The organism is Paratissierella segnis, assembly GCF_014385195.1.
Classification (GTDB): domain Bacteria; phylum Bacillota; class Clostridia; order Tissierellales; family Tissierellaceae; genus Paratissierella; species Paratissierella segnis.
Map to the genome: position 1 here is coordinate 38667 of NZ_JACRTG010000008.1, position 14620 is coordinate 53286.

At 33.4% G+C, this 14620-nt stretch carries 14 protein-coding genes; 10 read left to right on the plus strand and 4 right to left on the minus strand.

Annotated elements, in window-relative coordinates; translation table 11 throughout:
• Positions 1–141: 141 nt before the first annotated feature.
• The 3 genes from H8707_RS02690 to H8707_RS02700 all read left to right on the plus strand — a co-directional run bounded on the left by H8707_RS02690 (position 142) and on the right by H8707_RS02700 (position 2470).
• On the plus strand, positions 142–990 hold the full coding sequence (locus H8707_RS02690; protein WP_262428616.1) for a hypothetical protein: 849 nt from the start codon (positions 142–144) through the stop codon (positions 988–990).
• Positions 991–1160: 170 nt separating this feature from the next.
• Positions 1161–2252, plus strand: a complete 1092-nt coding sequence (locus H8707_RS02695; RefSeq protein WP_262428617.1) for a DUF5305 domain-containing protein — start codon at positions 1161–1163, stop codon at positions 2250–2252.
• A gap of 83 nt (positions 2253–2335) precedes the next feature.
• Positions 2336–2470, plus strand: a complete 135-nt coding sequence (locus H8707_RS02700) for a hypothetical protein (RefSeq protein WP_262428618.1) — start codon at positions 2336–2338, stop codon at positions 2468–2470.
• 135 nt (positions 2471–2605) lie between these two features.
• Here the strand turns inward: H8707_RS02700 and ychF are convergent, their stop codons facing one another.
• A complete protein-coding gene (gene ychF, locus H8707_RS02705; RefSeq protein ID WP_262428619.1) occupies positions 2606–3700 on the minus strand; it encodes a redox-regulated ATPase YchF in 1095 nt (364 codons plus the stop codon).
• 186 nt (positions 3701–3886) lie between these two features.
• Between ychF and H8707_RS02710 the strand changes: the two genes are divergently transcribed.
• The 3 genes from H8707_RS02710 to H8707_RS02720 are packed head-to-tail and all read left to right on the plus strand — an operon-like array spanning position 3887 to position 6210.
• Complete coding sequence (locus H8707_RS02710) at positions 3887–4762, plus strand: tRNA 2-thiocytidine biosynthesis TtcA family protein (RefSeq protein ID WP_394354627.1); 876 nt, start codon at positions 3887–3889, stop codon at positions 4760–4762.
• Between the two features lie 10 nt (positions 4763–4772).
• Positions 4773–5525, plus strand: coding sequence for an exodeoxyribonuclease III (locus tag H8707_RS02715; RefSeq protein WP_262428620.1), 753 nt, complete (start codon positions 4773–4775; stop codon positions 5523–5525).
• Positions 5526–5544: 19 nt separating this feature from the next.
• Entirely contained in the window at positions 5545–6210 is a 666-nt protein-coding gene (locus tag H8707_RS02720) for a YczE/YyaS/YitT family protein (RefSeq protein WP_262428621.1), read from the plus strand.
• 41 nt (positions 6211–6251) lie between these two features.
• Here H8707_RS02720 and H8707_RS02725 read toward each other — a convergent pair whose 3' ends face one another.
• Genes H8707_RS02725 through H8707_RS02735 form a run of 3 tightly spaced genes read right to left on the minus strand, consistent with a single transcriptional unit; the run spans position 6252 to position 9623 of the window.
• Complete coding sequence (locus H8707_RS02725; RefSeq protein WP_262428622.1) at positions 6252–7604, minus strand: transglutaminase-like domain-containing protein; 1353 nt, start codon at positions 7602–7604, stop codon at positions 6252–6254.
• Positions 7605–7608: 4 nt separating this feature from the next.
• Positions 7609–8964 carry a sensor histidine kinase gene (locus H8707_RS02730; protein WP_262428623.1) on the minus strand — a complete coding sequence of 452 codons (1356 nt, stop codon included), beginning with the start codon at positions 8962–8964 and terminating at the stop codon, positions 7609–7611.
• Positions 8961–9623 (minus strand): response regulator transcription factor, encoded by a 663-nt coding sequence (locus H8707_RS02735; RefSeq protein ID WP_262428624.1) that lies wholly within the window; start codon positions 9621–9623, stop codon positions 8961–8963. The genes H8707_RS02730 and H8707_RS02735 overlap by 4 nt, the downstream gene beginning before the upstream one ends.
• A gap of 402 nt (positions 9624–10025) precedes the next feature.
• Here H8707_RS02735 and htrA point away from each other — a divergent pair, with 402 nt between their 5' ends.
• From htrA to phnE, 4 genes are all read left to right on the plus strand, one after another.
• The gene (htrA, locus tag H8707_RS02740) at positions 10026–11261 is read left to right on the plus strand and encodes a serine protease HtrA (RefSeq protein ID WP_262428625.1); all 1236 of its coding nucleotides are present in this window, start codon (positions 10026–10028) and stop codon (positions 11259–11261) included.
• A 195-nt stretch (positions 11262–11456) separates the two neighbouring features.
• Positions 11457–12329 carry a phosphate/phosphite/phosphonate ABC transporter substrate-binding protein gene (locus H8707_RS02745; protein WP_262428626.1) on the plus strand — a complete coding sequence of 291 codons (873 nt, stop codon included), beginning with the start codon at positions 11457–11459 and terminating at the stop codon, positions 12327–12329.
• An 11-nt stretch (positions 12330–12340) separates the two neighbouring features.
• Entirely contained in the window at positions 12341–13072 is a 732-nt protein-coding gene (gene phnC / locus H8707_RS02750; RefSeq protein ID WP_262428627.1) for a phosphonate ABC transporter ATP-binding protein, read from the plus strand.
• Positions 13041–14618, plus strand: coding sequence for a phosphonate ABC transporter, permease protein PhnE (gene phnE / locus H8707_RS02755; protein WP_262428628.1), 1578 nt, complete (start codon positions 13041–13043; stop codon positions 14616–14618). Before phnC ends, phnE begins: the two co-directional genes overlap by 32 nt.
• Positions 14619–14620: the final 2 nt, after the last annotated feature.

Sequence of the window (14620 nt, forward strand, 5' to 3'; positions counted from 1 at the left end):
ATCTTAGTTCCACCCTTTTTATACTAAAATATCCTTTAAAATCATACTTTATCATGGAGTAAAGATATGCATTTATCTCTATAATTATAATCAGGAAGCCAATAAAAAATATAAACGAATACTAAAAAAGGAGAGAGATAAATGAAAAAATCTAAATTTTTAGCATTAGTATTAGTAGTAGCTATAATGTTGATGGGTGCAGGCTATGCATTCTGGATGGAAGACTTAAAAATTTATGCAACCGTTAATACAGGGGAGTTGGCATTTACTTTTGCCAATGCAGAATTCAAAAATGGCGGAGATTATGTTATTCATGGCGGACCGGTAGCAAATGATTATGTTTCAGGAGAGGTAAGTATAGCAGAGGATGGGGCATTGAATATAATATTAAACAATTTACATCCGGGTTCATATGCATTAGTTAAATTCGATATGAAAAATATTGGAACAATTCCACTAAAATTAACAGACTTTGTATTCGAGGGAGAAAATGCTAATTTAGACCAAATAGTTGTAGTTGCCGATGGGGAGCCTTTGAGCTTAGAGGAATATTTTAAAACTTTAGAAGGTATCTCAATAGATGTAGATGGGTCTAAGACAATAGAATTGTTGTTAGCAGTAAAGAAATGTGCAACTGAAGAGAACTTTGAAGAAAAAGAAAGCTTTGACTTTACCGTTAAAGGAAATGTAAGACAATACAATGATGATGGCAGCTGTGAAGTTACACCTGATCCGGAGCCAGAAGACCCGGTTAAAACTGGACTGAAATTTGTTAAAACTTATGAATGTAAAGGTAAAGATCAAGGTCACAACGGTAAACAGTGGGTTGAAGTAAAAGGAAGAGTATATTATACCTTTAGTGAAGGAGAAGACGAATTTATAGAGAATATTGACACCGGAAAAATATATAAAGGAAAATCATGGTCCAAAAATTATGATGGATATAAGCTAGAAATTACTTATAATAACAATGGGGCTATTAGCTGGTAATCTATAAAATATTAAGTTAACCTTAATTATAACCAAAGGATACAGGGTTAGAATCTTGTATCCTTTGTATTATAATCTTTAATATAAATATAAATTGTCGAAAATAAAAAGAGGAATTTTAAATCGTTTATAGAATTTATACATATTCTAAGACATAAGGGGTGTAGTCTGTGAAGATAAAAGTCAATAAAAGATTAAAAATAACATTAATATCTTTCTTTACTCTTTTTATAATAATAAGTTTGTATCTACTGTATAAAGAAGTAAGTATTCCGAATTTCACTGAACAAAAAACTCCTGTCTATGTATATAATTGTAAAAACTCCATCGATTACGATGTATTTCTAAAACCCAATAAGCTATACGATAAGAATTATCTTGGTGAAGGAATGCTTTATATTACAGAATACGTTGATTATATAAGAGCTAATCTAAGCTATGAGTTTGATGGAGAAAGAAGTGCTGAAATATCGGGAGATTATAATATAGTAGCTAAGGTTAAGGGATTTATCGGAGAAGGAGAAAAGTTGGTAAATGTCTGGGAAAAGGACTTTCCAATTATAAGTCATAAAGCGTTTAAGTCAAATGATACTTCAGCTTCAATAAACGAAAAGGTAAATTTAAATCTGGAAGAATATAATATATTTGCTAAGGAGATAATTGAAACTTCAAAACTCAACTGTGACACCACATTAAATTTGATAATGACCGCAAATTTAAAAGTAAATACAGATAAGGGGCTAATTGAAGAGACTATTACTTCAGATTTAGTTATTCCGCTGAATGTTTCCATGTTTGAGATAAGCGGCAATAATGTAATTGAAAAGCCCGGAACTATAGAGGAAATCGTGCAGATACAACAGCCTCTTGATAGGAATAAGATTATTATATTAGGCATTATTATTGGTATTTTAGCTTTAGCGCTTATTTATTCAATATTTTTTACAGTGCCGTCTCCTATTAAGGATTCGTTGGAGAGGGAACTCAATAAGATATTTAGAAAGCACGGAGATAGATTGGTTGCATTAAATCATGACGTTGAGTATCCGGAGGATTGTATAAATATAGTGAAAACAATAGATGATTTGGTAAGAATAGCAGATGAGGTTGAAGAGCCTATATTTTATAGATACAGCGAGAATTATAAGGATATTGATAAGTTTTATGTAATTCATGAGGAAAAATTATATGTATTGGATTTACGTGAACTTAAATCCCAAAAAGATGGTGAAGAGATAGTAGTGGAGAATGAAGACTTGTAAACTTCTAATTGGTTAAAAAGCAGTATGTATAAGTATTCTTATGTATGGTGTAAAATAAATATCTCAGAAAGGAAATTTGTTTGATGGATTTTAGATATACTCTTCATATGGCTCCTGAAGCAGGTAATGAACTTCAAGGAGTAACAGCATATATGCCTATTTATATAAATTTAATGGGAAATATTACAGATGATGATGGAGGAGATTTGGAAAGATAAGTTCATAAGGAATTATATTATCCTACATTGAATATGTAATAGAAGAGAAGTTGAAAAAAGTCTTACCTAATGAGGTTACCATGCTATCTATTTTGTTAGTGATGATTATACCTCATTAGGTTCCAATGGAATTTATTATACATTAAATCTAAAATGAACTACATCCCCGTCCTTCATTTCATACTCCTTACCTTCAATTCTTAAAAGTCCTTTCTCCTTTGCTGTTGCTAGATTGCCGCCAATAGCCATCAAATCATCATATGCGATAACTTCGGCTCTGATAAAGCCTCTTTCAATATCGGAGTGGATTTTGCCGGCTGCCTGCGGAGCCAATGTACCTTTTTTTATAGTCCAAGCTCTGGTTTCAGGTTCTCCTGCTGTTAAGAAGCTTATCAGTCCAAGAAGACGGTAACTTGCCTTTATAAGCTTATCAAGACCTGATTCTGCTAAGCCTAGGTCGGTGAGAAATTCATTTCTTTCCTCCGGAGCTAATTGAGATATCTCCTCTTCTATTTCTGCACTTACTACAATGACTTCTGCACCTTCTGTAGCAGCAAATTCTTTAACTTTTTGTACATATATATTGGAACCCTTGTCTACTACATCATCCTCTGACACGTTTGCTACATAAATAATAGGTTTTGAACTAAGTAAGTTTAGAGATTTCATAATATTATTTTCATCTTCTGTTAAATTAAGAGTCCTAATGGATTTTCCTTCTTCTAAAATTTTTAAAGATTTTTCAATCAATTCAACTTCTGTGTTTAATGATTTATCTCCTTTAGCCGCTTTTTGGGTTCTTTGAAGCCTCTTTTCCAATAACTCCATATCAGATAGCATAAGTTCAATATTGACAGTTTCGATATCTCTTAAAGGGTCTATGGTTCCTTCTACATGTATAACATCAGGGTTTTCAAAGCACCTTACAACATGTACAATGGCTTCAACCTCCCGAATATGTGCCAAGAACTTGTTTCCTAAGCCTTCGCCCTTACTTGCACCCTTTACTAGTCCTGCTATGTCATAGAATTCTATTGAAGTTGGTACTATTTTTTTTGAGTCGTAGATTTTAGCTAGTTTTTCAATTCTTTCATCCGGTACTGCAACTACCCCTACATTTGGTTCTATAGTACAGAACGGATAGTTGGCTGATTCCGCACCTGCCTGAGTAATAGCATTAAACAACGTACTTTTCCCTACATTTGGTAAACCCACTATTCCAAGTTTCATTAAAAAATCCCCTTCTATTTAAACTAGTATTTTGATTATTATATAAATTTAAATTACTAAGCAATAAGTTCTGATTGATAAGGATATTATACCATTAATAATTGCAATTAGTCTATGGTTAAAGACTTGTAATAGTCATATATTTAGTATAAACTAAGTATATTAGTTTTAAATGGAGTGGTTATTTTGGATAAGGATAAATCAAATATTGCAGGCGAAGGCTGTGAAGTACTAGTACCATTTAATGAAAGAAAGCCTTTAGCTGATATAGAAAGAAGCATCATAAAAACCTATAGGAAACATATATGGAGCAAATTTATCAAAGCCATAAAAGAGTATGAGTTAATCCAAGATGGAGATAAGATTGCTGTTGCAATATCAGGGGGAAAGGATAGCCTATTAATGGCAAAGTTGTTTCAAGAGCTGTATAAGAATGGAAATCAAAACTTTGAAGTTCAATTTATAGCAATGGATCCGGGATACCATCCTGATATCAGAGAACTTTTAGAGGATAATTGCAAATATTTAAATATTCCCGTTCAAATATATGAAGCAGATGTATTTAAGGTAGCCCAAAAAATGGCGGGGGACTATCCTTGCTATATGTGTGCCAGAATGAGGAGAGGTGCTCTGTATGGGAAAGCAAAAGAATTAGGATGCAATAAATTGGCATTGGGACATCATTTCAACGATGTTATTGAAACCACTATGTTAAACCTTCTCTGTGCAGGCAGTTTTAAGACCATGCTGCCGAAGCTTAAGGCACAAAATTTTGAAAATATGGAACTTATAAGGCCATTATATTTGATAGAAGAGAAATACATTCAAAGATTCATACAAAATAGCGGTATTTGGCCTTTAAATTGTGCTTGTATGGTTGCTGCAAAACGAATTGGGAATAAAAGATATGAAATAAAGGATTTAATTGAGAATTTAAAGGGTACTTTTACCAATGTAGATATGTCCATATTTAGAGCAGCAGAAAATGTAAATATGGAAGCAATTTTAGGTTGGCAGAAAGATGGGAAAAAGACATCTTTTTTAGATGAATACGATCAATAGGAGGAATTTTATGAAGCTTATCTCGTGGAATGTTAATGGACTTAGAGCAATCTTAAAAAAGAATTTTATGGAATTTTTTAATGATATTGATGCGGATATTTTTTGCCTTCAAGAAATAAAGCTGCAAGATGGACAAGTTGAGTTGGACTTAGAAGGCTATCATCAGTATTGGAATTATGCACAAAAGAAGGGATATTCAGGTACGGCGGTATTTACCAAGGTATTACCTATAACGGTTAATTATGGCATAGGAATTGAAGATCATGATAAAGAAGGCAGAGTTATAACCTGTGAATATGATGATTTTTATTTGGTAAACGTCTATACTCCCAATTCTAAACCGGAGCTTGCACGACTGGATTATAGAATGATATGGGAGGATGATTTTAGAGATTACTTAAATAGATTAAAAGAGAATAAGCCTGTTGTAATATGCGGGGACTTGAATGTTGCCCATAAGGAAATAGATTTGAAAAATCCTAAAACAAATAGAAAAAATGCAGGATTTACTGACGAAGAAAGAGATAAGATGACTGTATTGTTGGGGTCAGGCTATGTGGATACTTATAGGTATTTTTATCCTGATACAGAAGGGGCTTATACTTGGTGGTCCTATCTTAGAAAAGCTCGTGAAAGAAATGCAGGTTGGAGAATCGATTATTTTATAGTTTCAGAAGACTTGGCGGATAGACTTGAATCAGCTGATATACATTGTGATGTTATGGGCTCTGACCACTGTCCAGTTGAATTAATCCTAAAATAAACATAAAGAAGGAACATAAATGGAAAAAAATATAATAAGAATTGTTAAGCTTATAATAGGGTTGTTTGTGTATGCGGTAGGGGTTGTAATGACCATAAATGCTAATCTTGGGTTATCCCCATGGGATGTATTTCATCAAGGTTTATCCGGGGTTATTAATATAACTTTAGGGCAAGCCAGTATAGCAGTTGCCTTTTTAATAACTGTTTTGGATATTGTATTGGGACAACCAATAGGATGGGCTACTATTGTGAATATGTTGTCAATAGGAACTTTTATGGATATTTTAATGATTAATAATTTGATTCCCACAGCTAATGGATTATTTACCGGACTTTTAATGATTTTATTGGGATTGATAGTTCAGGGTTATGGATGCTGGCTATATGTGAATGTTGGTTTGGGGGTGGGACCCAGAGATGGATTGATGGTAATATTGACTAAAAGAACAGGGAAGACAGTACGATTTAATAAAAGTGTAATTGAATTGGGAGCTGTAATAATCGGATATCTTCTTGGAGGCAGTATAGGAATAGGAACTGTTGTAATGGCCTTTTTAGGCGGCCCTATATTCCAACTGGTATTTAAAACCGTTAATTTTAATGTTGAAGAAGTAAATCACAGATTTATTCAAGAGGATATAAGATTTTTAAAAGAAAAGCTTAAGTCAAAAGAAGCGAATTAAAACAAGGCAATAGATAGGGATGGGGTTGAACCCATCCCATTTTAAATCTCATGTACATCTACAATCTCCATTATGGGCTCAAATCCTTCTCCATCTTGAATAGCCTTGTCAAAGTATTCTACCTCTCCAACTTGATTGTCATAAGGATCTGACCTTAAGAATTTCTTTTCAGGTAATAAATCATATTGAAATTCAGAATTGGCTACCATTCTAAAGGGATCTAAATTACCAAAATAAAAATTCCACCTTTTTTCATTCTTATTTCTATATGCTCCCCCTCCAAAAGACGGGTCTGCAAATAGCCAACCATAAGGCTCCACATATATATTTGCCCAATCATGGCAGCCTATATATTCCGGATTGACATATAGACCGGATTGCCATCTAGCCGGTATGCCTGCTATCCTACATAAAGTTATAAACAATAGAGCTTGAACACCGCAATCACCTTTCAGATTATATGCACAATATTCTGCAATGTTTAATATAGCCTGATATGGCCTTACATAGGAGTACTGAACATTTTTCGTTATATAATCATATATTTTCCTTGCCTTTTTAAGCGGATTTGTTTCACAACCCACTATCTCATTAGCAAGGTCTACTAAAAATGGGGTAAAGACAATATGCGGAGGCCATTCTTCTGTATGGAATACAGGCTGTATATTGGATACATTATCATAATCCAATTCATTGTATTTTATGTGATTTTCGTAGGAATATTCTACAGTAAATTTATCCCTACCCTTTACTTCTGTTTCAAAATATATTGTCCTTTGAGGATAGCTTTCGGGAGATATATAGGATATCTCATGGGAGGTGTTTAGTATTTTTATATTTTTTATTTGATCGGCATTTTGGGGGATAGGGATATAAACCCTTAGTTTCTCTCCAATTCTTGTTCCTTCGTCCTTTAATTCAATCCCTGTTTTTAAGTGGATAAAATATTTTTTCTCTCCCTTTGATATGATATCATTTACCGTATCATCTAATAAGGTACTTTCCTTTTCACTGTTTCTATTTTTAAGTCTGTTTTTTATGTTTTGATTGACTTTCAATATATTTGAATAAAAATTTTTATGAAACATAATTCTACCATCTACAAATATCCAGTCCATGTATCTCTGGAGCTTCAATGTGTTAAATTCTTCTTTTGTAAGATCATCTATTCTGTCCTGTAATAAATTAAGAGCTTCATCGTAATTATAGGGATACTCCCGTTTTAAGATATTCATTCTGTGTTTTTCAAATATCAATCTGTCTTTTAGCATAGATGAGATATTTCTATTCAAATAAATATCTATCAGCTTATTTGCTTCTTCGAAATTTCCGATTGTGACAAGATTTTTAATATCCTCAGGCAGATCAGATGTTAAATAGCTTAAGTTGTTCATAGAATTAAGCCTCCTTTTTTGGGTTTTCGTCTATCTCTATATTAAAGGATACGCCGATTTCTTCATTTTTAGCATAAATAGTTGAATTGTAGATATCTAATATTCTTTTTACTATTGCTAATCCAAGTCCGAATTCTCCCTTATATCCTTTATTGTATTCTTTAAACATATTATCCAGTAAAGCTTGGTCAATATGATCTCCGTCATTATATATTTTTAGATAAGTTTTTTTTCTGGATTTCTTCAAGGAAATTTGGATTGATGACTTGGCATAGCGAATTTGATTATCAATCAAATTTTCCAGTACAATTTTCCATTGTTCTAAATCTCCGTTTATATTGACCTCATCCAGTTCAATAATCCAATCCAAATCTTTCCTGCTCCAATTCAATCTATCCACCACATCTTTGATTAGCTTATCTAAAGGAAATGTCTTTAGGTTCTCTTGGTTGTGATTTTCTAAATAATCAAGCTTAGTTAAATAAAGAAGGTTTCTGATTCTCTTTTCAAGTCTCTCAGCTTCGTTATCTATAATCTCAATTGAGTTTTTCAAATCTCCACCGGGAAAGATTCCATCATTGATTGCCTGAGTATAGCTTCTTATTACCATTACAGGGGTCTTCAACTCATGGGAAATATATTGAAGAAAAGATTGTTCAGCCTCATCTTGACGGATGAGTTCGGTCCTCAATTCTTCTATGGAATTGCCAAGCTTGCCTATTTCATCTTTCCTATCTACTGCAATAGGATCGCTCCATTCCTTGTTTGCAAGCCTATCTACCCTTTGTTGAAGGCTAACGAGCGGGCTTGAAAGATATCTTGATAAGAGTATTGCCGGTATCCAGCTGAGTAATATGACAATAATCATTGTATTCAATAGCTTTTTAAAAAGTGTATTAACCAGATCTTCCCTATATGAATCACCCATATAGGATACTAAGTATGCGTCACGGCCAAAAGCTTTCCCCTTGGTGATTGTGTAAAAGACCCTTTCCTGATTTATTTTTCCGGTATAATGTTTAGATACATTCCTTTGGGTTTCTATATCCTCCTTTACTTGTCTAAGAAAATCGATGGAAATAGGAGAGCTTAAAACCACGTGATTTCCTTCGTAAATCAACAAATGTCTGACCGTACGTACATCCTTAAATTGATCGGTTCCGAAAATATCTTCATCTATATCATTTATTTCAAATTGGTTGAATATAATTTCTTGAGCTGAGTCTATGGTTTTATAGATCTCCTTGGTAAAGAAATCCCTTAATGTAAGGGGCATTATAAAGGACAATAATATTGAAATTGCCATTGTTATGCTTACAAATACTATCCATATTTGGATTGATAAAGGATAATTTTTCATTTTTTATTCACCCTATAACCATATCCGTAGACAGTTTCTAAGTCCAATTTCGGCATTTTTTTTCTAAGCCTGCGTATCAAATCATCTACAACTCTATCTGAGCCAAAATAATCATTTCCCCAAATATTATTAAGAATTTGCTCTCTTGACAATGCTACGCCCAGATTATTTAAAAGATAATTGAGTAAATCATATTCCTTTGATGTTAAATCTATTATCTTGTCATTTAGGCTTACAATTCTGCTGTCTGTATTTATAGCATATGGGGGTAAACTATAAATAATTTGTTGGTCTCGATTGAACCTATCCAATAAATTTCTAACCCTAATAACAAGTTCTCTGGGTAAAAATGGTTTCGGAAGATAATCATCACTCCCCAGTTCAAGACCTACGACTCTGTCAATATCCGCATCTCTGGCGGATATAAAAATAACAGGAACGTCTGGCGACTTATACTTGATTTCTCTTATGAGCTGATATCCATCTATATCAGGCAGCATAATGTCCAAAATCCATAGATCGGGAGGATTTAATATTTGACTTTGAGCTTCCTTTCCCGTTAAAAATGACGTGATAATCCATCCTTCTTTCTCTAAATATGTAGTTAGCACTAGATTTAGGTTCTTGTCATCTTCTACTAAATATATTCTATAGGACATAAAATCACCCCTAAGCTTTCTTTTGTTTATTATACCAAATTTGTAAAGCTATTAACAAAAATCCCACAACAAAAACACAATTTAACCATATTTTTTATACAATTTATGGGTAATATTAAAATAAGAAAGTGAAGAGTGAGGAACAGAAAAGATAGGTAATAGGTAATAAGTAAAAACATAGTGAACAGTAAACAACAAAAGGCAGTATTAATTCTGCAAGATGTCATCCTGAGTGAAGGGAAGGATCCCAATGCCTATTGAAACTCAATGAAATATGGGATTCTAGCTGGCGGATAGGGTCATCCGCCCCTACGTATGACACTTTCGGTGGAAGTTCGCAATGTAAAATTGAAAAGATAATTTATAATTAATCATTTATAAATAAAGATAGGGGTGTTAAATATGGATGATAACAGATTCAATAACGATGAAAGATATAATAACGATCAAGGCTTTATATTGGTGAATACACAAGATGAAAATGAAAATAAAGGCGAGCAAAGTTCGTCATACGATCCTAAGAAACCGAATAAAAAGAAAAGAAAATTTAGAGGAAGTATGTTTTCTTATGTGGCCTTAGCCCTAGTATGCTCCATAGTAGGGGGCTTGGCATCTACTTTCATTGCTCCAATGATATTTAAAGATACAACTTTAGCAAGCAAAGAATATACTCCTCAAGCGATAACCATCAATACTAATGATGATATTTCCACAGTTTCTGCAGTAGCTAAGAAGGCTATGAGTTCAGTAGTAGGAATTACTACCATAGAAACTCAGGATCTATTTTGGTTTGGACAAAGAGACGTTTCAGGGGTAGGTTCAGGGCTAATAGTAGATAGCGATGGATATATTCTAACGAATTCACACGTAGTTGCAAATGGGAATGCTAAGGACATAAGGGTGTTGTTTGACAATGGCGATAAGGTACAAGGCAAAGTATTGTGGTATGATGCGACACTTGATTTGGCAATTGTCAAAGTAGACGTAACAGGGCTTCCGGTAGCAACATTAGGTGATTCAGATGATTTGGAAGTAGGAGAAATTGCAATAGCTATTGGTAATCCACTGGGCTTGGAGTTCCAAAGATCAGTTACTTCAGGGATTATTTCCGGTCTTCATAGATCGGTTCAGGTAGATCAAGTAACGGTAATAGATGATTTAATTCAAACCGATGCTTCAATAAACCCCGGAAATAGCGGAGGACCATTATTAAATAGTAAGGGTGAAGTAATAGGTATAAATACTGCAAAGATCACATCCGGAGAAGGGCTAGGTTTCTCCATACCAATCAATCAAGCAAAGGCTATAGTGAATGAAGTGCTTAAAAAGGGTTCATATAAGACGGTATATATGGGTATCTCAGGTATGTCCGTAGAAGAATATGAAGGCAGAGTAGGAGTCAAACTTCCGGTTGACACAGGTCTAGTAATTATTCAAGTTGAAAAAGGCTCTCCGGCGGACAAAGCAGGTTTGTATAATGGAGATGTAATAACAAAGATAGACGATATTGAAATAGACAGCATGAGTCAGGTTAAAAAGGCTTTATATAAGTATAAACAAGGAGACAGGGCGAATATTTCAATAATAAGAAATGGTAATGAATCCAAATTGGAAATAGTATTTACCAAATTAAATTAAAAAACACTATTAACTTTTAATAGCTTTTAACCAACCGTACAGTAAAATTTCCCTCTTATTATGCGGTTGGTATTTTTTATGGCAAGTGTACCGATGCGGATAGATACAGAATAAAATAATTATATAAAGTGTATTGAAATGAGTTTAAATATGTAGTACACTGAAATTAGAAAGATTAATTTGGAGGGATTTGATATGAGAAGATTATCACTTATTTTATTGGCAGTTCTAATGACAATCTCATTGATTGGCTGTACTCCCAAAAAAGAAGAAGTAATTACTATGGGATTTGTGCCCATGCGTGATGGTGATAAATTGATAGAATCAGTAGAACCGTTGACTGAAATGTTGTCAAAGGAACTTGGTGTCAAAGTTGAAGGATTTACAGCTACAAATTATGTAGGAGTTGTTGAAGGATTAGGTTCAGGTCAAGTGGACTTTGGATTTATTCCGCCATTTGCTTATGTATTAGCTAACAAGGAAAGCAATGCACAGGTAATATTGACAGCTTTGAATAAGGATTTAGAGGCTAAATATCGCTCTCAATTTATAGTAAGAAAAGATAGTGGAATCAAGTCTTTTGCAGATATTAAGGGAAAAAAAGTTGCATTTGTTGACCCATCCAGCACATCGGGATATTTATTCCCTGGTGCTCATCTTATTAAAGAGGGTATAGATTTAGAAAAGGATATTCAATATGTTTATAGTGGCGGACATGATAAGTCTTTGCAATTATTATTGAATGGGGATGTGGATGTAGCTACAACCTTTGTAGATGTCAGGGACAGATATGAGAAGGATTTTCCTGATGCTAATGAAAAAACCGAAATATTGGGATATACTGAATATATTCCTAATATCAGTGTAACCATAAGAGGAAACATGGAAAAAGATATGCAGGATAAAATCAAAAATGCATTATTAAATATAGCCTCTACGGATGAGGGAAAATCATTGCTTAAAGACTTATTCAATATGTATGGATTTACTGAAGCAACAGATGCGGATTATGATATTATCAGGACTACAGCAGAAACAATGGATGTTGATTTAAAAGCGGCTGAATAGGAGCGAATTTTATGCTAAGATTGGAGAATATAACTGTAATATATGATGGAAAAGTATTGGCTGTAGATGATGTAAATTTAGAAGTAAATCAGGGAGAATTTGTAGGGATAATCGGTTCCAGCGGAAGTGGTAAATCCAGTCTATTAAAGACTATAAATTTGCTCGTAAGACCTTATAAAGGGAAAGTATTTATGGATGATATAGATGTTACCGGCTTAAGTGATGCTCAGTTGAGAAATATGAGAAAATCCATTGGATTTGTATTTCAGGATTATAACCTGATAGAAAGATCCACAGTATTGGATAATGTATTGATAGGGAGACTTGGTTACAAGTCCCCCTTAAAGTCTTTACTGGGACTTTTTAGTGATGATGATTATGAAAGGGCAATTACTGCATTAAAACAAGTAGGACTTAGCGAAAAGATGTTTGTTCGTGCAGGAGAGCTTAGCGGAGGTCAAAAACAAAGAGTAGCCATAGCAAAGACACTATGTCAAAGACCAAAGATAATCTTGGCTGATGAACCTGTAGCAAGTCTGGATATCGCCACATCTCAAAACATTATGGATTATTTCAAAAAAGTGAATGAAAAAAAGAATATTACAATACTAATAAATCTTCATGATGTAAATATAGCAAAGAAATATTGCAACAGAATCGTAGCTTTAAAAAAGGGAAAGATTATTTTCGATGGAAGACCGGGTGAAATAGATGATAGACTTCTTGAAAACTTATATAGCTAGAAAGAAAATCAAAAGAATATTCTTTACTCTCGGGATTATCATTATTTTATTATATTTAGGGTTCAAAGTAGAGTTTGATTTCATAAGGCTTTTTAAGGGTATGCCTGATATGTTTGCATTGTTTGAAAGGATGTTAAATCCCAACTTATCCTACAGCGGTGAAGTCTTTGAAAAACTTTTGGAGACCATACAAATAGCTATAGTGTCATCTATTTTAGGAGTTATTTTAGCTTTACCATTTTCTTTGCTTGTAGCAGAAAATATTACTCCTAATAAATTAGTGGCTAAAATATTGACGGCTGTATTTTCATTTTTCAGGACCATACCCGGGTTAATATGGGCTGCTCTTTTAGTAAGTATTTTTAGCATAGGCAAGTTTTCGGGAATTGTTGCATTGACAATAATAGCCTTTTTGATGTCTTTAAAGTTATTTAGAGAATATATTGAATCTATTAATGAAAATCAGTTAAATTCAACCATATCCGTTGGAGCAAATTCCATGCAAGTTTTGAGATATTGTGTACTGCCTCATATACTGGAATTGTCAGTTTCTGTATTCTTTAATGTTTTTGAAACCAATATCAGAAGTGCAACAATATTGGGTTTAGTCGGTGCAGGAGGAATAGGGCAAATCATGTGGAGGGACTTAAATCATTTAAGATATGACAATCTTGGAACATTAATACTCATACTGTTTTTAACGATTTTTTTAATTGATTTAATTAGCCTATTTCTAAGGAGGATGTTAAAAAAGTCACGAATAAAATTTAAATCCCTTGAAAGTTATAGAAAATATAAGAGTTCCAAATTGATCTATATACCTTTAATTATTATTGGATTGTTTGTCTTGGTTTTCAAGTCATTTGATATAAGTTATGATAGATTGTTATTGGGGTTAGAACAAGGAAATCAGATAATTTCAAGAATGATTAGAATGGACTTTTCATATTATTCTAAGCTCATTGAAGGAATAAAAGAAAGCTTTTTTATTGCTATTTTTGCTACTATTGTTGGTGGATTTTTTGCAATTATACTTTCATATTTTACAGCATATAATACTTCGCCAAATAGGGCAGTTTCATTAATTTTAAAAGGAATTATAAATATCTTGAGAACATTTCCGCCTATTATTACTGCAATTATATTTTTCAGAGGGGTTGGTCCTGGACCGCTTGCGGGTGCCATGGCATTAAGCATATACACTACCGGAGTTCTAACCAAAATGTATAGCGAGGTATTGGAAAGCAGTGAAAAGAATATACAAGACAGTGTCTTAGTGGTGGGAACCACAAGCCTACAAAGCTATAGACATGGGCTGGTACCCCATACTTTGTCCACCTTTGTAAGCCTTATGCTATATAGATTGGAATCCAATATCAGAAATTCAACGATTTTAGGTGTAATCGGAGCCGGTGGTATAGGTACAGCTCTTTCCATGAATATCACTTGGAGAAATTGGGAAAAGGTAGGATTTCTTCTTTTGGGAGTATCCTTAATGGTAATTGCCATAGATAAGTTTAGTAACTATTTAAGAAAAAATATATAGAG

Coding starts and splice junctions, on each gene's coding strand:
- ychF (WP_262428619.1), bottom strand. CDS start 3,700: ATGAAACTTGGAATAGTGGGTTTACCAAATGTAGGGAAAAGTACGTTG.
- H8707_RS02720 (WP_262428621.1), top strand. CDS start 5,545: ATGGAAAAAAATATAATAAGAATTGTTAAGCTTATAATAGGGTTGTTT.
- H8707_RS02715 (WP_262428620.1), top strand. CDS start 4,773: ATGAAGCTTATCTCGTGGAATGTTAATGGACTTAGAGCAATCTTAAAA.
- H8707_RS02735 (WP_262428624.1), bottom strand. CDS start 9,623: ATGTCCTATAGAATATATTTAGTAGAAGATGACAAGAACCTAAATCTA.
- htrA (WP_262428625.1), top strand. CDS start 10,026: ATGGATGATAACAGATTCAATAACGATGAAAGATATAATAACGATCAA.
- H8707_RS02730 (WP_262428623.1), bottom strand. CDS start 8,964: ATGAAAAATTATCCTTTATCAATCCAAATATGGATAGTATTTGTAAGC.
- H8707_RS02690 (WP_262428616.1), top strand. CDS start 142: ATGAAAAAATCTAAATTTTTAGCATTAGTATTAGTAGTAGCTATAATG.
- phnC (WP_262428627.1), top strand. CDS start 12,341: ATGCTAAGATTGGAGAATATAACTGTAATATATGATGGAAAAGTATTG.
- H8707_RS02700 (WP_262428618.1), top strand. CDS start 2,336: ATGGATTTTAGATATACTCTTCATATGGCTCCTGAAGCAGGTAATGAA.
- H8707_RS02725 (WP_262428622.1), bottom strand. CDS start 7,604: ATGAACAACTTAAGCTATTTAACATCTGATCTGCCTGAGGATATTAAA.
- phnE (WP_262428628.1), top strand. CDS start 13,041: ATGATAGACTTCTTGAAAACTTATATAGCTAGAAAGAAAATCAAAAGA.
- H8707_RS02745 (WP_262428626.1), top strand. CDS start 11,457: ATGAGAAGATTATCACTTATTTTATTGGCAGTTCTAATGACAATCTCA.